Origin of the sequence: Desulfofundulus thermosubterraneus DSM 16057 (assembly GCF_900142025.1) — a bacterium.
Classification (GTDB): domain Bacteria; phylum Bacillota; class Desulfotomaculia; order Desulfotomaculales; family Desulfovirgulaceae; genus Desulfofundulus; species Desulfofundulus thermosubterraneus.
This window is the reverse complement of record NZ_FQZM01000047.1, coordinates 1-16,464: the sequence shown is the minus strand read 5'-3', so window position 1 is coordinate 16,464 and position 16,464 is coordinate 1. Positions and strand designations below refer to the sequence as shown.

15 protein-coding genes, 5 tRNA genes and 1 pseudogene are annotated in these 16,464 nt (G+C 52.6%); 7 read left to right on the top strand and 14 right to left on the bottom strand.

The features are described from left to right. Positions 1-528: 528 nt before the first annotated feature. The 4 genes from BUA65_RS15090 to BUA65_RS15075 form a co-directional block, all read right to left on the bottom strand. A tRNA-Cys gene (locus BUA65_RS15090) sits at positions 529-604 on the bottom strand. 8 nt (positions 605-612) lie between these two features. Then, positions 613-687, bottom strand: a tRNA-Gly gene (locus tag BUA65_RS15085). A gap of 47 nt (positions 688-734) precedes the next feature. Next, positions 735-810 (bottom strand) — tRNA-Phe (locus tag BUA65_RS15080). A gap of 9 nt (positions 811-819) precedes the next feature. Beyond that, positions 820-896, bottom strand: a tRNA-Asp gene (locus BUA65_RS15075). Positions 897-1,175: 279 nt separating this feature from the next. Between BUA65_RS15075 and BUA65_RS15070 the strand changes: the two genes are divergently transcribed. Next, a complete protein-coding gene (locus tag BUA65_RS15070; protein WP_072870901.1) occupies positions 1,176-3,620 on the top strand; it encodes a Lon protease family protein in 2,445 nt (814 codons plus the stop codon). A 4-nt stretch (positions 3,621-3,624) separates the two neighbouring features. Here BUA65_RS15070 and speB read toward each other — a convergent pair whose 3' ends face one another. From speB to BUA65_RS15055, 3 genes are read right to left on the bottom strand one after another with little or no spacing between them, the layout of a single operon-like run. Beyond that, positions 3,625-4,494, bottom strand: a complete 870-nt coding sequence (speB, locus tag BUA65_RS15065) for an agmatinase (protein WP_072870917.1) — start codon at positions 4,492-4,494, stop codon at positions 3,625-3,627. Positions 4,495-4,516: 22 nt separating this feature from the next. Next, on the bottom strand, positions 4,517-5,350 hold the full coding sequence (gene speE / locus BUA65_RS15060) for a polyamine aminopropyltransferase (protein WP_072870900.1): 834 nt from the start codon (positions 5,348-5,350) through the stop codon (positions 4,517-4,519). A gap of 19 nt (positions 5,351-5,369) precedes the next feature. Beyond that, the gene (locus BUA65_RS15055) at positions 5,370-5,828 is read right to left on the bottom strand and encodes a pyruvoyl-dependent arginine decarboxylase (protein ID WP_072870898.1); all 459 of its coding nucleotides are present in this window, start codon (positions 5,826-5,828) and stop codon (positions 5,370-5,372) included. A 184-nt stretch (positions 5,829-6,012) separates the two neighbouring features. Here BUA65_RS15055 and BUA65_RS15050 point away from each other — a divergent pair, with 184 nt between their 5' ends. Next, positions 6,013-6,498 carry a hypothetical protein gene (locus BUA65_RS15050; RefSeq protein ID WP_072870896.1) on the top strand — a complete coding sequence of 162 codons (486 nt, stop codon included), beginning with the start codon at positions 6,013-6,015 and terminating at the stop codon, positions 6,496-6,498. A gap of 19 nt (positions 6,499-6,517) precedes the next feature. Here the strand turns inward: BUA65_RS15050 and BUA65_RS15045 are convergent, their stop codons facing one another. Continuing rightward, positions 6,518-7,384: a TIM barrel protein gene (locus BUA65_RS15045; protein ID WP_072870895.1), complete on the bottom strand. Its 867-nt coding sequence runs from the start codon at positions 7,382-7,384 to the stop codon at positions 6,518-6,520. Positions 7,385-7,753: 369 nt separating this feature from the next. On the opposite strand from BUA65_RS15045, the gene BUA65_RS15040 reads away from it, so the two are divergent. The 5 genes from BUA65_RS15040 to BUA65_RS15020 all read left to right on the top strand — a co-directional run bounded on the left by BUA65_RS15040 (position 7,754) and on the right by BUA65_RS15020 (position 10,777). Next, positions 7,754-9,322, top strand: a complete 1,569-nt coding sequence (locus tag BUA65_RS15040; protein ID WP_072870893.1) for an ABC transporter substrate-binding protein — start codon at positions 7,754-7,756, stop codon at positions 9,320-9,322. A 102-nt stretch (positions 9,323-9,424) separates the two neighbouring features. Next, positions 9,425-10,015, top strand: a complete 591-nt coding sequence (locus tag BUA65_RS18075) for a hypothetical protein (RefSeq protein ID WP_131821529.1) — start codon at positions 9,425-9,427, stop codon at positions 10,013-10,015. A gap of 154 nt (positions 10,016-10,169) precedes the next feature. Beyond that, complete coding sequence (locus BUA65_RS15025) at positions 10,170-10,406, top strand: hypothetical protein (protein ID WP_013822164.1); 237 nt, start codon at positions 10,170-10,172, stop codon at positions 10,404-10,406. Positions 10,407-10,484: 78 nt separating this feature from the next. Next, entirely contained in the window at positions 10,485-10,613 is a 129-nt protein-coding gene (locus BUA65_RS19035; RefSeq protein ID WP_278246289.1) for a hypothetical protein, read from the top strand. A gap of 88 nt (positions 10,614-10,701) precedes the next feature. Then, positions 10,702-10,777: transfer RNA gene (locus BUA65_RS15020), tRNA-Ala, on the top strand. A gap of 101 nt (positions 10,778-10,878) precedes the next feature. Here the strand turns inward: BUA65_RS15020 and BUA65_RS15015 are convergent. From BUA65_RS15015 to BUA65_RS14990, 6 genes and pseudogenes are all read right to left on the bottom strand, one after another. Further along, positions 10,879-11,934 carry a tyrosine-type recombinase/integrase gene (locus BUA65_RS15015; protein ID WP_165613275.1) on the bottom strand — a complete coding sequence of 352 codons (1,056 nt, stop codon included), beginning with the start codon at positions 11,932-11,934 and terminating at the stop codon, positions 10,879-10,881. 149 nt (positions 11,935-12,083) lie between these two features. Then, on the bottom strand, positions 12,084-12,347 hold the full coding sequence (locus BUA65_RS15010) for a helix-turn-helix domain-containing protein (protein WP_084062543.1): 264 nt from the start codon (positions 12,345-12,347) through the stop codon (positions 12,084-12,086). A 230-nt stretch (positions 12,348-12,577) separates the two neighbouring features. Further along, on the bottom strand, positions 12,578-14,035 hold the full coding sequence (locus BUA65_RS15005; protein WP_072870885.1) for a hypothetical protein: 1,458 nt from the start codon (positions 14,033-14,035) through the stop codon (positions 12,578-12,580). Between the two features lie 269 nt (positions 14,036-14,304). Further along, a complete protein-coding gene (locus BUA65_RS15000; RefSeq protein WP_341349626.1) occupies positions 14,305-14,985 on the bottom strand; it encodes an SOS response-associated peptidase in 681 nt (226 codons plus the stop codon). 29 nt (positions 14,986-15,014) lie between these two features. Beyond that, entirely contained in the window at positions 15,015-16,163 is a 1,149-nt protein-coding gene (dinB, locus tag BUA65_RS14995) for a DNA polymerase IV (RefSeq protein WP_072870912.1), read from the bottom strand. 5 nt (positions 16,164-16,168) lie between these two features. Next, positions 16,169-16,464: pseudogene (locus tag BUA65_RS14990) on the bottom strand (SEC-C metal-binding domain-containing protein); the annotation flags it as partial.

Genomic DNA, 16,464 nt, shown 5'->3' with positions numbered 1-16,464 from the left:
GTTTAGAAATATAGCTATAAGATCTACGTTAAGCAGCAAATGAGCACGCCGAACAGGGCACGCTAACATTATATATATTCTATCTCTTTCGTATTCCTACTATTTTCCAGCGAAAATTGTCGCCTACTTGCTAATTAATTTGCCCGCAACCCATTAATATATCTACGGGGTTATTACACCACCGGCCAGGGAATGAATACCTACCCTCCCCCCAGTTTATTTTAGTAAGTTCTATTCGACACAAAAACGAGACTTCCTGCTAATGAGGTCCAGAAAACTTTAATTTCTTTTTGAAACAATGCAACAGCTGAACAGAGCCTGAACAGAACTTCTAGTCTTAATGCCCCTGTTTGTGATGGTGAAGGCTATCACTTGTTTATATACCATAAAATTAATGAGCTGACAAGCACTTCTTGGTCAATGTTCAAAAGGGGATAGCATCTGGAGGGTATGACAGGGCCACACAACGCAGCCTCCAAATATAAAGAAAAAACTGGCGATCAACTGATCGCCAGCCAATATTTGACTTGGAGGCGACACCCGGATTCGAACCGGGGAATAGCGGTTTTGCAGACCGCCGCCTTAGCCACTTGGCTATGTCGCCATAAAAAATGGAGCGGAAGACGGGATTCGAACCCGCGACCCTCGCCTTGGCAAGGCGATGCTCTACCACTGAGCCACTTCCGCATGTTTGGTGAGTTATATTATATATTATTTTTACCGGTTTGTCCAGGTGGTGCCACGGGCCGGAATCGAACCAGCGACACGCGGATTTTCAGTCCGCTGCTCTACCAACTGAGCTACCGTGGCACATTAAACTGGCGGAGCTGACGGGAGTCGAACCCGCGATCTCCGGCGTGACAGGCCGGCATGTTAGACCACTACACCACAGCTCCGCTTCTCTTACCTGCAGCCCGGGGTTACTACCCCTCACCGCTGACAATCTTAAGTATACAAAAAGTACGTCTAAATGTCAATTGGTATTTTCAACTGCAGGATAAAATTTTTCGTTCTAAGCCTCGACGATTTTTAACCGCCCCGGCTGTGCCCGTCCCACCTCTTGATGTAGTATCAGGAGTACAGAAAACGGCACCGCTGCAGGAAAAATGCCCTTCAGTGTAGTAATTTAAACATTCAGCAAACCTGAAGCAGAAATAATTCTCAGGAGGGTAAAAATGGCCGCTACAGAAACAACAGAGACAAGAAACCGCCTGCGGGTACCAGTAGACAGACTGCGACGCCGCTGCCACCCGGAAGAATTAACCTGGGAAACCACCTCCCAGGTAAGCCCGCTCAAGGATTTTATCGGCCAGGAACGGGCCGTGCGGGCCATGGAGTTCGGCCTGGCCATGACCGCCCCCGGTTACAATATTTATGTTGCCGGCCCGCCGGGCACGGGTAAAAGCACCTATACCCAGGAGGTACTTACCCGTCGTGCCTGTTTGAAAGCGGTGCCCAACGACTGGTGCATTTTGTATAATTTCGCCAACCCCGATCAGCCCTTAGCCGTCTCCCTACCTCCGGGACGGGGGCAGGTCTTCAAAAAAGACATGGAAGAGCTGATCAGCGACCTGCGCATAGCCATTCCCAAAGCCTTTGAAGGAACGGATTACGAGCAAAACAAACAAAATGTGCTTCAAGAGGTGGAAAGCCAACTGCAGGAGGCCCTGGAGCAGCTCCGCCAGGAAGCCTCCAGGGCCGGTTTTGCCATGAAGCAGGGCCCCACCGGTTTCATGTTCCTGCCCTTGAAGGAGGGCCGGCTCATGTCCCAGGAAGAATTTGAAGCGCTGACCACGGAAGAACGCCGGGATATGGAAAACCGTGCGCGCGCCCTCCAGCAAAAACTGGAAGAAATCGTCACCAGCGGGCGATCCCTAGAAAAAAAGGCCAAACAACGCATCCAGGCGTTAGAGAGGGAAATAGCCGGCTCGGCCATCGGCCCCCTGGTGGAGCGGTTGCAGGAAAAGTACCGGGACTTCCCCCGGGTGGTGCGCTACTTGGGGGAAGTTGCCGAAGATATTTCCCGCAATCTGGATCATTTCAAATCCCCGGAAAGCCCCACGGTCCCCACTCCCTTTGGTTTTCCTATTGAGACCCAGGATCTCTTTAAACGCTACCAAGTGAACCTGTTTGTAAACCACGGGGAAACCCGGGGTGCCCCCGTGGTGGTGGAGCCCAATCCCCATTACTACAATCTCTTCGGCAAAGTGGAATACCGCAGTTTTATGGGCAGCCTGAGTACGGACTTCACCATGATCAAGGCCGGGGCCATCCACCGGGCCAACGGCGGCTACCTGGTGCTCCAGGCCCGGGACGTGCTGGCCGATCCGATTGTCTGGGACACATTAAAAAAGGCCCTCAAAAACCGCCAGGCAGTAGTGGAAAACATCGGCGAGCAATTCCGCCTGGTCCCCACCGCTACCTTAAAACCGGAACCCATCCCCCTGAATGTAAAAGTAATACTCATCGGCAGCCACTACCTTTATCATCTCCTGCATGCCTTCGATGAGGATTTCCAGAAGTTTTTCAAAGTTAAAGTAGACTTTGACACCGAGATGCCCCGCACTCCGGAAAATCTCAGGCATTATGCAGCTTTTGTCAGTTCCGTTTGCGACCGGGAAAACTTAAAACACTTTGACCGCACCGGGTTGGCGGAACTAATAGAGCACGGGTCGCGCCTGGCCGCAAATCAGCACAAGCTCTCCACCCGCTTTAATGAAGTAATAGAAATTGTATACGAAGCCGCCGCTTGGGCCGAAATGGAAGGGGCCACTTATGTGGGAGCACCCCATGTCCGGCGGGCTATCGAAGAACGGGTATACCGTTCCAACCGCCTGGAAGAAAAAATCCAGGAAATGATGCTTCAGGAAAAGATCCTGGTGGATACCTGCGGCGCTGTTGTCGGCCAGGTAAACGGCCTGTCTGTACTGGATGTGGGGGATTATTCCTTTGGACGGCCTTCCCGCATTACCGCGAAGACCTTCATGGGCCAGGAAGGAGTAGTTAACATCGAGCGGGAAACCCGCATGAGCGGAAGCCTGCACACCAAAGGCATACTCACCCTGGCGGGATTTTTAGGCGATCGTTTCGCCCAGAACAAACCCCTGCGGTTATCCGCCCGGATTACCTTTGAGCAGCTATACGAAGGGGTAGATGGTGACAGCGCTTCCAGTGCCGAGCTATACGCCCTGCTCTCCGCCCTGTCGGGACTACCCATCAACCAGGGGCTGGCCGTAACCGGTTCCGTTAACCAGCATGGGGAAATCCAGCCTATTGGCGGGGTAAACGAAAAAATTGAAGGGTTCTTTGCCGTCTGCAAGGCCCGGGGCCTGACCGGCAAGCAGGGGGTAATCATTCCCGCCCAAAACATAGATAACTTAATGCTTAAACACGAAGTAGTAGAGGCTGTTCAGCAGGGCCGGTTCCATATTTACGCGGTGAGAACAGTCGAAGAGGGGATCGAACTGCTAACCGGTGCACCAGCCGGAACCAAACAACCCGACGGCAGCTATCCGGAAAACACCGTCTTCCACCTGGTAGATGAAAAACTGCGTCAATACGCCGAGGGTTTAACCAGTTTCGGCCACGGCAACAGCTGCCCCAAAAGTTGCGGAAAGTAAAAGTTCACTTCCCTTGCCCAAAACATAAAATAGCTTCCCGGACGATTTTAGCCGCCAGCAGGGATGTGCGCTCCGTAGGGTCATAAACCGGGCACACTTCTACCAGATCCATACCCACCACCCGGCAATCAGCCAGCAGGTAAAGGGCTTGGAAGACCTCCTGGGGCGTACACCCCCCCGGTTCCGGCGTACCCGTCCCCGGGGCATAGGCCGGGTCCAGGACATCTATGTCCAAAGTAAGATAAAGCGGCCGGCTTTTGAGCTTAGTGCGAATTTGAGTTAAAGGCCGCAGGATTTCTCCTGGAAAGAAATGTGTGTTTGCCCGGCCGTAGGAAAACTCCTCCCGGGTCCCGGAACGGATGCCTAATTGAAAAACATTTTGCGCTCCGAGTATCTCCACCACCCGGCGCATTACGGTAGCGTGGGAGAGTCTTTCATTTAAATATTCTTCGCGGAGATCCGCGTGGGCATCTAAGTGTACCACTGCCAGATCAGGATAACAACGAAATAGAGCTTCCACCACCGGCAGGGTAATCAGGTGCTCCCCCCCGAGCAAAAGAGGAAACTTGCCGTCGGCCAGGATAGTGGCCACCGCGGCACCAATACGTCCAAGGCTTTCCTGGACCCGCCCCGGGGGCAGGACAATATCTCCCGCATCATAGTAAGCATAATCAACCAGATCCCGCTCCAGGGCGGGGCTGTACTCCTCCAGCCCTACACTCACCTGGCGGATTTGGGCCGGGGCAAAACGGGTCCCCGGACGGAAGCTCACCGTCAAATCCAGGGGAGCACCCAGAATAACTACAGAGGCACGCCTGTAGTCATTGGTACTCCCCATAAATGCGCCGCTTTTCTCCAACCCTTCCGCAAGCATGAAGCTTTCCCCCAAAAGGCTGTTAACCTTGTTCAACCAGCTCCGCCACAAAGGGAGGCAACTCAAAGGCCGCCCGGTGGATGGCCGGGCTGTAATACTTGGTTTTCAAATCGGGTAACTCCAGCACATTTACCTGCCGGGGGTCGTATTTCTTGCTGCCCATGGTAAAGCTCCACAAACCACCGGGGTAAGTGGGAACACAGGCTAAAAACAGCCTGGTGATGGGAAAAATGCTCCGGATATCCCTGAATACACGGGAGATGATGTCCTGGTTGAAAAAGGGAGATTCGGTTTGGGCAACAAACAGGCCGTCTTCAGTTAGTGCATCATGGACATCCTGGTAAAAGGCCTTCCCGAAAAGGCCTTCCGCGGGACCCACGGGATCGGTGGAATCCACAATAATCATGTCATAGGTGTTACGGTTTTCCTTCACATGCTTGATGCCGTCGTCCACAATAACCCGCACCCGGGGGTCATCCAGGGCACAGCTGATTTCCGGCAGGTACTCCCTGGCGGCGGCAATCACCCGTTCATCAATCTCCACCAGGGTGGCCTGCTCCACTGAAGAATGTTTGAGGATTTCCCTGATGGAACCCCCGTCCCCTCCACCGATGACCAGCACCCGGCGGGGGTTGGGATGGGTGTTCAGACCCACGTGGGCGATCATTTCATGATAGACAAACTCATCCTTCACGGTAGTCTGAATGACGTCATCCAAAGCCAGCATGCGCCCAAATTGGACCGTGTCATAAACAGCCAGGTGCTGGAAAGGCGTTTTTTCTTCGCACAATACCTTTTTCACCCGGCAGCTCAGTTTCATGTGGTCGGTTTGCAATTCAGTAAACCAGCAGTTCATCTCCATACCCCCAGAAAAATTAATACCAGAGCGGTACGGCCGCTAGGGCGCAACCAATTCTTTCCACCCGGTGCTCAGTGGCTGCAATCTTCATGTCCACCAGTTTCATGCCCCGGGAGGCAAAGGCTTCCCGCAACATAGCCTCAATGCGCGCTTCGGCTTCTTTTTGCGAGCATTTACCCGCAAACTCCATAATCACGCCAAAGGTATCCTCCGAAAAACCTATGCCCACGGCTGCAGCAATCAACTCTCCAGGAACTTTGCTGATGATGTAACCATAAGCGGTGGGCACCAGGGAACCGGGAGGAATTGACAATTCAGGGTCGTACTCCGCTCCGGGAGGCAGAATACTGCTAACCCGAATCAGATTGATGTTTCCAATGCGACCGGCCAGGAGGGCATTGTCAAATGCTGTTAATTCGCTGTACCCCTCAGCACTGGCAGCGGTGAGAAAAAATTTCTTTGGGGTGGGCAACACGGCAAAATTCCCCCTTTCCATGGTCTTAACCAAAAACAACAAGTTATATTATAACAGAAGACATGAAAAAATAAACTATTTTGTTAACCAGGAACTCATACCACAATTTTCCTGGTATGAAAAAATCCTCCCGATTACATTCTAACCATCGAATGATGAAACCTGTAGTCGAGGAGGTCACAACATGGCAAAAACAGTACTGGCAACTTTTAGTGCGCGCGAATCAGCGGACAGGGCAGTTGCGGAGTTGCGTTCTAGGGGTTTTGACCGTGAAATTTCCGTGGTGGCCAAAGAGGATGTAGCCCGCAAGGAACGCCGCGCCGACGCCGGGTCAATGATGGGCGGTGACCCGGTTGCCGATGGGACCGCTACCGGAGGGGTGCTGGGTGGCCTGGCCGGCTTGGTGGCCGGTGCCGGAGCCCTGGCTATCCCCGGTATTGGACCAATAGTAGCCGCTGGCCCCATTGCAGGATTACTCTCTGGTGCTGCTACCGGGGGCATTGCCGGAGGTTTGATCGACTGGGGCATCCCGGCAGAAAGGGGACGCTACTACGAAGAAAAGGTCAAACAGGGCAACATCCTGGTTTCCGTGCGGTGCGATGATAACAAAGCCAATGACGCAGCCGCGGTTTTACGCCAGTTTGGCGGCCAGGACGTAGAAACCCACTAGAATTTCAAGGCGGGGGGAATCAGCCCCCCGCCATTTCTTTTATTTGCTCATAAAGGCCCTTAAAGACGAGGGCATCTTCCACCTGGCGATCATAGGACTCACAGATAATGGTGGGAGTAAGGTTTCTTTCCACGATCAGCCGGGCCAAAAGGCTGAAATCGGGACCAAAACCATCATCCAATGTGGTGCGGTGTCTCTTTTCCCCCGCTTTGGTAAATTCAATGGGACTGAAATGAATATGGAGTTTCTGAACCACCTCTTTGCCCAACCGGCTTTCAACCATATCTAAAACGACAGCAAAATCCTCCACTGTTTTCAATGCCCCCTGACCGGCCGCATGTAAATGGGCAAAGTCCACTGCCGGCACCACCCGGGGGTCCAAGGTACAAAGTTCCAGCACCTCGTCCAAATTACCCAGCTGTGCCGGTTTGCCCGCCGTTTCTGGCGCCACACAGATATTCCCCAGCCCCATTTCCTCCGCTACCGCTAGAACCTCCAGCAAGAGCTCCCTGGCCCTGGCCATAGCGCCGGCCCGGTCCTTTCCACCTCCCGTACCCGGGTGAAAAACCACCGGTGAAGCCCCCATCCACTGAGCGGCCTGCATGGATTTGAGCAAATGCATCTTTGTTTTTTCCCTAAAAACAGGGTCGTTAGTTCCTAGAGTGATGTAATAGGGGGCATGAATGCTTAAGAAAACCCCGTTTTCCCGGGCCAGCTTTCCAAGTTTCCTGGCCGTATCTTCTCCGATATGCACTCCCCGAACACACTGATATTCATAAGCATTTAGACCCTGGGCCCTTAACCAGGCGGGCATATCCAGGGAACTTTTATACCCCTGGGCCTGAAAGGACGGCGGGTTTCCTGCCGGCCCGAAACGTATGCCCATCACAATACCCCTTCCCCTTGCCAAAGGTCAACACTTCTTCTCCTGAAAATTGTACTTGCTTGCCGCTTGCACGCGCTCTCCGGTGACCCAGCACTCACCGAGTCAGGATACCTATGCAGGCATTTAAACTGCATATAGTTGGCAATCATCTCATCAGAAAACTTTGGTGGTAGTGAGTGCTGGGCAGGTCAAAACTTCTACTTGCAAAAAAGCAGTGGCCAGTAATTTCGACAAAAGCTGCCCTTTTCCTCCCCGAAAAAAGGAAAATGACAAAGTTTAACGATTATTTATTAGAGGTTTTTTCCGTTAAAAGCAGAAATATTCATTTATTCCCTTATGTAACAAGATATGGTATCAGGAGGAATAGCCATGCTCAAGCGAATCATTTTTTTGTTAACCCTTGTTTTGAGTCTGTGGATCTTTTACATGAAGGGAATAGTGCCAGTGGTGCCCATATCCTGGCTAAAGCAAAAACAGGAGTTTTTAGTTTACCTGCTGGAAACAAAGGTCCGCACCCTGGACCCGGCGCAGGCAGACGATCTAGCTTCCGCCCGCGTGCTGGCAAATATTTACGAGGGATTGGTACGGCTTAGGGGGGGTACAGAAGTAGAGCCCTGCCTGGCCACACGCTGGGAAGTTTCCCGGAATGGGCGGCGGTGGACGTTCTATCTCCGGCCCAACGTAACCTTTCATGATGGCACTCCTTTTAACGCTGCGGCGGTAAAGTTTAATGTCGAAAGGCTGCTCAATCAACAAAATCGCTATACTTACGCCGCTTTTACTTACGGCATGGTTCAATCTGTAGAAGTGATAGACTCCTTAACCATACAGTTTAATTTAAAATACCCTTATGCTCCTTTTCTTTATAACCTGGCCATGCCCGTGGCCGCTCCGATGGTCAGTCCCCGGGCGGTGCAACAGTACAAGGAGGAGTTCTGGAAACACCCTGCCGGAACGGGTCCGTTTATCTTTGAACAGTGGAAAGAGAATAATAATGAAATAACTCTTGTAACCAACTCCCGCTATTGGGGGGTTAAGCCATCCATACCGGGAGTAATCTTCCGCACCGTTCCCGATCCAAACATGAGAATAAAACTCCTTTTATCTAGAAGCGCCCAGATCAGTGAAGGTATTCCCACTCAAGGGCTGGCAGTCTTAAAAAACAAGGAGTTCCGGGTGATCAATACACCCGGTCTTGACATTAGCTACCTGGGTTTTTACACCAATAAGGGTCCATTTCGTGACGCAGCACTGCGACGGGTGGCCCGGCAGGCCTGTAACCCCCAGGAACTGGCGGAACGATTATTCCCCGGACAAACAATCACGGCCAGAGGCCCCCTGCCTCCTGGGACCCTGGGTTATGAACAAACTTTCGAACCGTTGCCACCAGAACCCGAAAAGGCCCGTCGGGAATTGATTGCCGCCGACTACACCCCAGGGTTGCAAATTATCCTTCTGGCCTATGCTAGTACTCGCCCCTACAACCCCGCGGGGGGAGAAAGGCTGGCTCGGGCCCTGGCCGAACAACTGGAAAGGGCTGGTTTTTCCTGTTCCATCAGGGTTTACCCCTGGGACGAATTTAAAAAAGCACTCTTCCGCCAGGAAGGAGACGCCTTTATTTACGGGTGGACGAGCGATAACGGTGATCCGGACAACTTCCTTTACACCCTTTTTTCATCAGAACAAATTGCCTGCGGTCTAAATACCACCCGTTACCGTAACCCCCAGGTAGATACGCTGCTCATCACCGCTCAACAAACAACGGACAGCAGTCTTCGGGCACAGATCTACCGGGATGTTCTCCAGCATATCCGGGAAGATGCACCCATGGTATTTCTCCACCATAGTTTACACACCCTGGTTATGGCTGATAATGTTCAAGGAGTAATTATGCGTCCTCAGGGAATACCTTATCTGGGTAATGTACAAATTAGGTAAATAACTCAATATCTGCATTACCTAAATATACCAGTAATAAAGCTGGAATTTTTCAACCATACTATGGCTGAAAAGCACAATCATTATGAGGGGGAGTGTCAAGTGCATCAGATCGTCCAAATGCAGCAGCAAATCCAAAGATTAAGGGATGAAGCAAGCTCTATCAGCCAGCTCTGCAACCAACTTCAGCAACAGCAGTTACAGCGCCTCACCTTTCTCGCCGGCCAAATGCAGCAGGATCTGAATAGCCTGAGCAGTATGGCCCAACAAATTAGCTCCACAATTCAGACCCAGGGTCAATTCGGACAAACCGCAGGCGGCTACGCCGCGCAATACGGTGTGGGACAGACAGGATTTGGCGGATATACCCAGGGTTACCATCCCTTTACAGGCCAGTACGGTCAGGCTGGAGAACAATTTGGCACCACCCGCTTCGGAGCAACTGAAACTGCCGGGTATAATATCACCCAGCAATATGCCACCCAACCCACTGGTGCTGGTAATGTTTCCGGATATGCTACTCATGGCACTGCCGGGCAGTTTGGTGGTTACCAAACCGGACAGCAGCATGGTATGGCCGGTCAATACGGTGGCTTCCAGCAGTCCGGTTTGCAGGGCGGCGGATTCCAGGGTAGTATTTATGAGCAGGGCAATTATCAGCCTAATTACACCGGCGTATTACCAAACAACTAAAATTGACGGCTGGTTGTTAAGCGGGGTCCTAAAAAGGCCCCGTTGTTATTTTTTATTACAAAAGTAGGATCTTTTTAGACACCGTCTACCTCTTAACAAATTTTCCTGGAAATGTATAATGGGTATAAGAATTGATTTTGGGGGGGAAATCTTTGTGAAAACACTGCGGGATGGTGCTTCATACAGTCACCGGGAAGTGGTGGACTTGCTGGTGGAGTTTTCTGCCTTTAAAGACCGCGTGGAGAAGAAATTTAAAGAACTGGCTAAAGAACTTGATGGCAAAAATAACGAACACGAACTGTGGGTGAACCTCTACCTTATATCCACGGATTATGCGGAAGAGCAATACAATAAAAAGCAAAAACAAGAAGCAATGCAAAAGGTCTCATAAAAACAAAGCCCTACCCTCACGGTAGGGCTTTGTTTCAAAACTCCCCCTCCAGGAAATAACAAACCTGGAGGTGTGGTAATGTTCAAAGCAGATAAAAAAAGAAACCCTTCCACCTGGTGGGCCATACCTGTGGGTTTAATCATGGGTGCGGGCTGGTTGTCCCTGGCGGTCTACTCCATCTACAGCCGCATCCAGCCTAGAGATTAGCCATAGGTGCGGGACCGACAATTTCTCCGGTTCAGAATTTAAACCCCTTGTAACAAGGGCGTTTTCATGGTATAATGCAAATTGCTGTGGGGGCATAGCTCAGCTGGGAGAGCGCTAGAATCGCACTCTAGAGGTCGGGGGTTCGAGTCCCCTTGCCTCCACCAGGAAAGTCAAGGCTTTGTGGGATCGGCAAGCGGTTTTTATGTAAACTTGCCCACAAATTTGCCCACAAGCCTTTTTTTGTTCAATGTGTCCGTAATGTCCATTATGTCTTAGAACCTGTTTCGAGGACTGCGTTTATCCTTTTTGCGGCCCCCTCTTGCATCCCTGGCAGCACGTGGGCATACGTCTTCAACGTGAAAGCTACGCTGGAGTGGCCCAGCCTTTCGGACACTACCTTGAAATTTTCCCCTTTAAGCAGCAAAAGGGTGGCGTGAGTGTGCCTCAAGTCGTGGAAGCGTATGCGCGGTAGCCCTGCTTTCTCCAGTACCGGGTACAGGTGGCGCTTCGTTATGTTTTCAGGGTTTAAGGGCGTCCCGATGCTGGTAGCGAACACCAGGCCGTTGTCCTGATACAGCGGACCAGCTTTGAGCTTTTGCTTTGCTTGTTCGATTTTTAAGGCTTTAAGGGCCTTTACAACTTCTTCGGGCAGGACCACCGTCCGGCGGGATGCCTGCGATTTAGGCTCCTGGAGGACAAGCCCATCTTTCGTGCGGGCCAGCGTCCTCCTTACGGTCACGGTCCCTTTGTCGAGATCAACGTCCTGCCACTTGAGGCCGAGGAGCTCCCCGCGCCTCAATCCAGTGCCCAAAGCACAGACGAAAAGAGGGAAAAATCTGTCGCTTTTGGCCGCTTCCAGGAAAGCCTTCACCTGCTCCGGGGTCAGGCAGGTCATTTCCTTCTGCGAGACCCTCACCGGCTTTACGCTTTTGGCTGGGTTTTCGGGAATAAGCTTAATGCTTACTGCATAGTTCAGCGATTCAACGAGCAGCGAATGCATGTAGCGCACCATCCTGGTGGACAGCCCTCCGTCTTTCCCGTCAGCGCGCCCTCTTTGGAGCTTTTTCGTGTACAGGCTCTGGATGTGGATGGGGCTTAACTTCGAAAGAGGGATGTTTCCGAGTTCGGGGATAAGATGCGTCTTGATTATCGATTCGTAATTTTCCTTGGTAGTGGTCTTTACGTTTATTCCGTGGTTTTCGATCCATGTTTCCAGGAATTCGCCCGTCGTCATTTTTGCGGGGTCCACGTACCTTCCCGTATCAAGATCCCGCAAGACTTTGGTCAGAAATTTTTCCGCATCTTTTCTGCTCCCCTCCACCGTAAAATATTTTTGCTTTCTTTTTCCCGTGGACGGGTCTTTTCCCAGGTCCACCGTCACTGACCACGAGTTTTTTCGTTTTGCCCTCTTCCGGATGTAACCTCTCATATTTTCCCTCCTTGGTTTTGCGACCGGGAAGAGGCGACAAATTATTTCGCCTCTTCCCAGGTATTTTCCTGCATCCAGCGGATAAAGGCTTCTCTGTATACGCGCACGCTCCGGCCGATCTTCACTGCTGGAAAGCCTTTCGATTTGACGAGTGCGTAGGCAGCCGAGCGGCTGATCTGAAGCAATTGTGCAATCTGCGGCGGCGTCAGGAACAGCGGCAATTCTGTCAGGTCACGGGGAATCGGCGGAGCTTTTTCCCCGAACGGGGATGAAGTGTTTTTGATTACCGAAAGCCTTGTTTTCATCTGATTTCCCCCTTCCCAGAACTTGACTTTGACACCTAAAAATTAGAAAGCCTTGAGACTGTAGGAATGAGGTTACTTCCAATTCCTGGACCCCTTAAATTGTGCCACGCGAAAAGTCAAGTAATGACAAGGGTTTCAGGGATCGCTGTCAAAGTCCAGCAGAAAAATGGCCACAAAAAAAGCACGGTTTAAAACCGTGCTCGTATGGTTATTCTTGACCGCGCCGTTGTTCAGGTGTTTGTGCTTTTACCTTTTACTCCCTTCTTAAAGGGCCTGACAAACGTGAACCCTTCAGGCACTTCTATTCCGTACTGCCGCGCCCTCTCTATCGCTTCGGGGCTTGCCGATTTCCTGATCCGCCTCAGGTGGCCGGCTACGGCGTGCGGGGCCGGGGCTTTCCTCGCCGCCGGGAGTTTGCGCCGTACGGTCTCCGTCCCGCCGCCACCGCTCCTGCCTATGTAGACCGTCTTCCTGACCCGCACCTCGCCTTCCCCGGGAAGAAGAACGGCCTTCCCGCGTTCTTCCGAATATATCCGGTTTCTGATTTCCGTGCTCCTGGCCGTGACCAGCTCGCAGAACGTCTTCGCAAGAAGGTTGATGAATGGGTCTTTTCCTGGGGCAAACCCGTTCTGCACCTGCCAGGGGGAGAAGCCGAACCCTTCCCGCCAGTCGAACCACACCGGGAAGGATATTTGTTCGCTGACTTTAGCCACAGCAAACACCGTGCTGTCTCTTTCCTCCATAACGAGTTCCCGCACTCCGGTAATTTCGTCTTTCGGCAGGACTGTCCTGACCCCGCCGGGAGTGAGGGTGTAGCGGCGGCCCGTCCTGATCTTTTCGAGTATGTCATCCAACAGCTCGCTGTTGGTGACCGTGCCCAGGACGAACACGGCCAGGAAGTTCTTCATTATCTCGGGTTCTTTTAAAAACCCGAACGAGAAAGCAAACATATCGAAGGGCCAGATGTGGTCCAGAACCATGAGGCGGCCGTCGCTTTTCACGGCTCCTTCCGGGACGTTAAATTCGGCGAACAGCGGCCTCTCCCCGTCCATTCCTACGAGGAGTCTCCCATCCCCGCTGACCGCCCTGTATAGAGCGCGGTAGAGGGCGAACGCTGCACTGACCTGGAAATCCGGGAGATTTTCGGACCACCGGTAGATCGCGAAAGGCAATTTCCAGAGTTCACCGTATAATCGCTGCTTGTTGATCCTTTCCGCTTCCTTCTCGGAAAAGAGCAGGCCCTTCTGGATAAACTTTTCCTTGTTGATGATTATGGCTGAAATTTCTTTCAGCCACATACCGGCCGATCCGGAAAGTTCCGGAAACGCGGGCGGCTTCTGTCTTCCGGGCGGTATTTTATCGCAGGCATTCCACAGGACCACCTGGTTCCACATGCGGGGGGAAGTGGCGCATACTCCCAGGTCCAGGTTCATGATCTTCCCCAACGGGTCTAACACCTTGACCCGCCCATCGGCGACAATCGCCGCTTCAATAGGTGGGAAACGCCTGCAGCATTCCAGGTGCGGCAGGTATACGTCGGGAAACTTGTCCGGGTCTTCCACTTCGGCGACCGCACAGGCCACGTGCTTGCCACAGCGCGGGCATCTTCCGGCCAGGAAGAGCCACACGCCGCGGAAATCGCTCAGTCTTTTCCTTTTGCCGGTATCCGTGAATACCAGGTCGAACATATTGATCCCGCCGAATTACTTTTTCGGTCCCCCGAATCCCCGCCATAGGGCACCGCGCTTGATCAGCCACGTACCGCCGGACTTCCTGGTCTAGCCCGGAGCGAAAAGGCCCCCTGCTCATATACACACAGGAGATTGAGGGACCGCCACTTTCATTTTCCACCATTGTTGGGGCAACACCTTCGCACCAGCGGAAAAGTAAGATAAAGAGAGGAACATCCGGCCAGCTGTTTCCGGCATACAATTAACCCGGCTTAATAAGCAGGGTATTACGGTTCTGCACTTCTCTCTTCCAGGATAAGTTCGGGTATGTCGTTTTTTGGTGAGTTGACCAGTTTCGAAACGGGGTAAACATGAAGCCTTCCCTCATAGGGGTGGAGAATTTTCCTCAAGGTGCGGAAATCTCCAGTCTCAAGCCACTCAACGTACTCTTCCTCGTCGCTGAGTATGACAGGCATCCTGTTGTGGATCTCCTTCATGGATTCACTTGCCTCGGTCGTAATTATTGTAAAAGAAAAGACGCTCCCTTCTGGGGAATCCCACCTGTCCCAGAGACCGGCAAAGGCAAACACCTCTTTGCCGGGAAGCACTATCCTGTAAGGGGTGCTCTTTTTCCCCTCTCTTTTCCACTCGTAAAAGCCGTCGGCGGGAACGAGGCATCTTCTCCGGTATCGCAAGGAGTCCCTGAAAGAGGGCTTTGTCATAACAGTTTCAGCCCGCGCGTTGATGAGTTTGCTCCCAATTGAGGCGTCTTTCGCCCAGTGAGGGATAAGGCCCCAGCGCATAGCTTTTAGAAGCCGCCCGGATTCCTCTTCGACGATTACAGGGACGGCCTGCCCAGGTGCGATGTTATACCGGGGAGAGTACGGGATATCAAACGGGACGCGGAAGGTTTTGCTGATTGTTTCCGGATCAGCGGTTAAGGTAAAGCGACCGCAGATGACGAACACCCCCTTCGTGGACAGTGAATTTCCCGCCGCTAAAAAGAGGAAAAGTTCAACAACGCGGCCTTCTTTATTACATCCTTCCCGTACTTTTCCCTCAGCTCGTCCACCAGCTTGCACAACTGCCCGTCCCTGTCCGGTTCCGTAAACAGAGATAGCTGTTCACATGCCCCGTCGTCCAGGTTTGACACCTGTATCCCGACCAACCTCCAGGGAGGCCGGCCGCAGTTGGCCAAAAACAATTCCCTGGCCACCCGGTAAATGGTACCATCACCATCCACGAAATCCGGCAGCGTCCGGGACCTGGTGATGGCGCTGAAATCGCTGTACCGGATTTTCACCATGACCGTGCGGCCCTTCAGCCCTTTTTTGCGTAGCCGGCACCCAACCTGTTCGGCTAATTCCAGGAGTGTTTTTAAAATCGCTTCTTTATCGTATACGTCCCGGGGAAACGTGATTTCCTCACCAACGGACTTCACTTTCCGCACAGGCTCAATTTCCCGGCTATCAATCCCGTTGGCGTACTGGTGGAGAGTTGCGCCGAAACTGCCGAAGACCCTGACCAGTTCGTTTTCCGGAAACATCGCCAGCTGGCCGATTGTCCTGACCCCAATTTGGCGCAACCTTTCTTCCGTATGCGGCCCCACTCCGTACAATTTCCTCACCGGCAACGGCCAGATCACCGCCGGCACATCTTCCGGCTTAATCTGCTTTAACCCGTCGGGTTTGGCCATCTCACAGGCCATTTTCGCCAGCAGTTTGTTGACCGACACCCCGATGGAAACGGGCAGGTTCAATTCCCGCCTCACCGTCTCCCGAATTTTCCTGGCCGTTGCCATTCCCTTGCCGGAAGGCACAGCAAGGTATGCTTCATCGATGGATACCGGCTCTATTTGCGCGGCGAACCGGACATAGACGGCGAATACCTGGGCCGATACCCGGCGATAGCGGGCCATGTCAACCGGGAGAAAAACGGCGTTGGGACACAACTTGACCGCGCGGTTCATGGGCATGGCCGAGCGGATACCGTATTTCCGGGCTTCGTAGGAACACGTAGCGACCACGCCGCGTTCGTCCGGGCGGCCGCCGACAATGACCGGCCTGCCCCGGTATTCCGGGTGGTCACGCTGTTCCACGGAAGCGAAGAAGGCGTCCAGGTCGCAGAGCAGGATATCGTGGGACATGAGGATCACCTTTTCCCCTTGCTTCTTTCCTCTTTCAACATCTGCAACCTCTCCAGGACATCTTCCCTACCGGCAATGTTTCGTTCCAGTGCCAGACGATAAATATTCTCCGCTCTGTCGTAATCGTGCGGGGCCTTGCTGTCCCGGAACAGCCAGTACATGTCCCCCCAGCCAATGTACGCCCAGGCGGAATCGGGGAATTCTTCCACCAGAGACTGAAAAGCTTTTTCTCCTTGTTCAACTAGACCAAGGGCGAAGTAAGATTCTGCTTCCGCCCTCTTCATGTTTTCGATGATCAGCC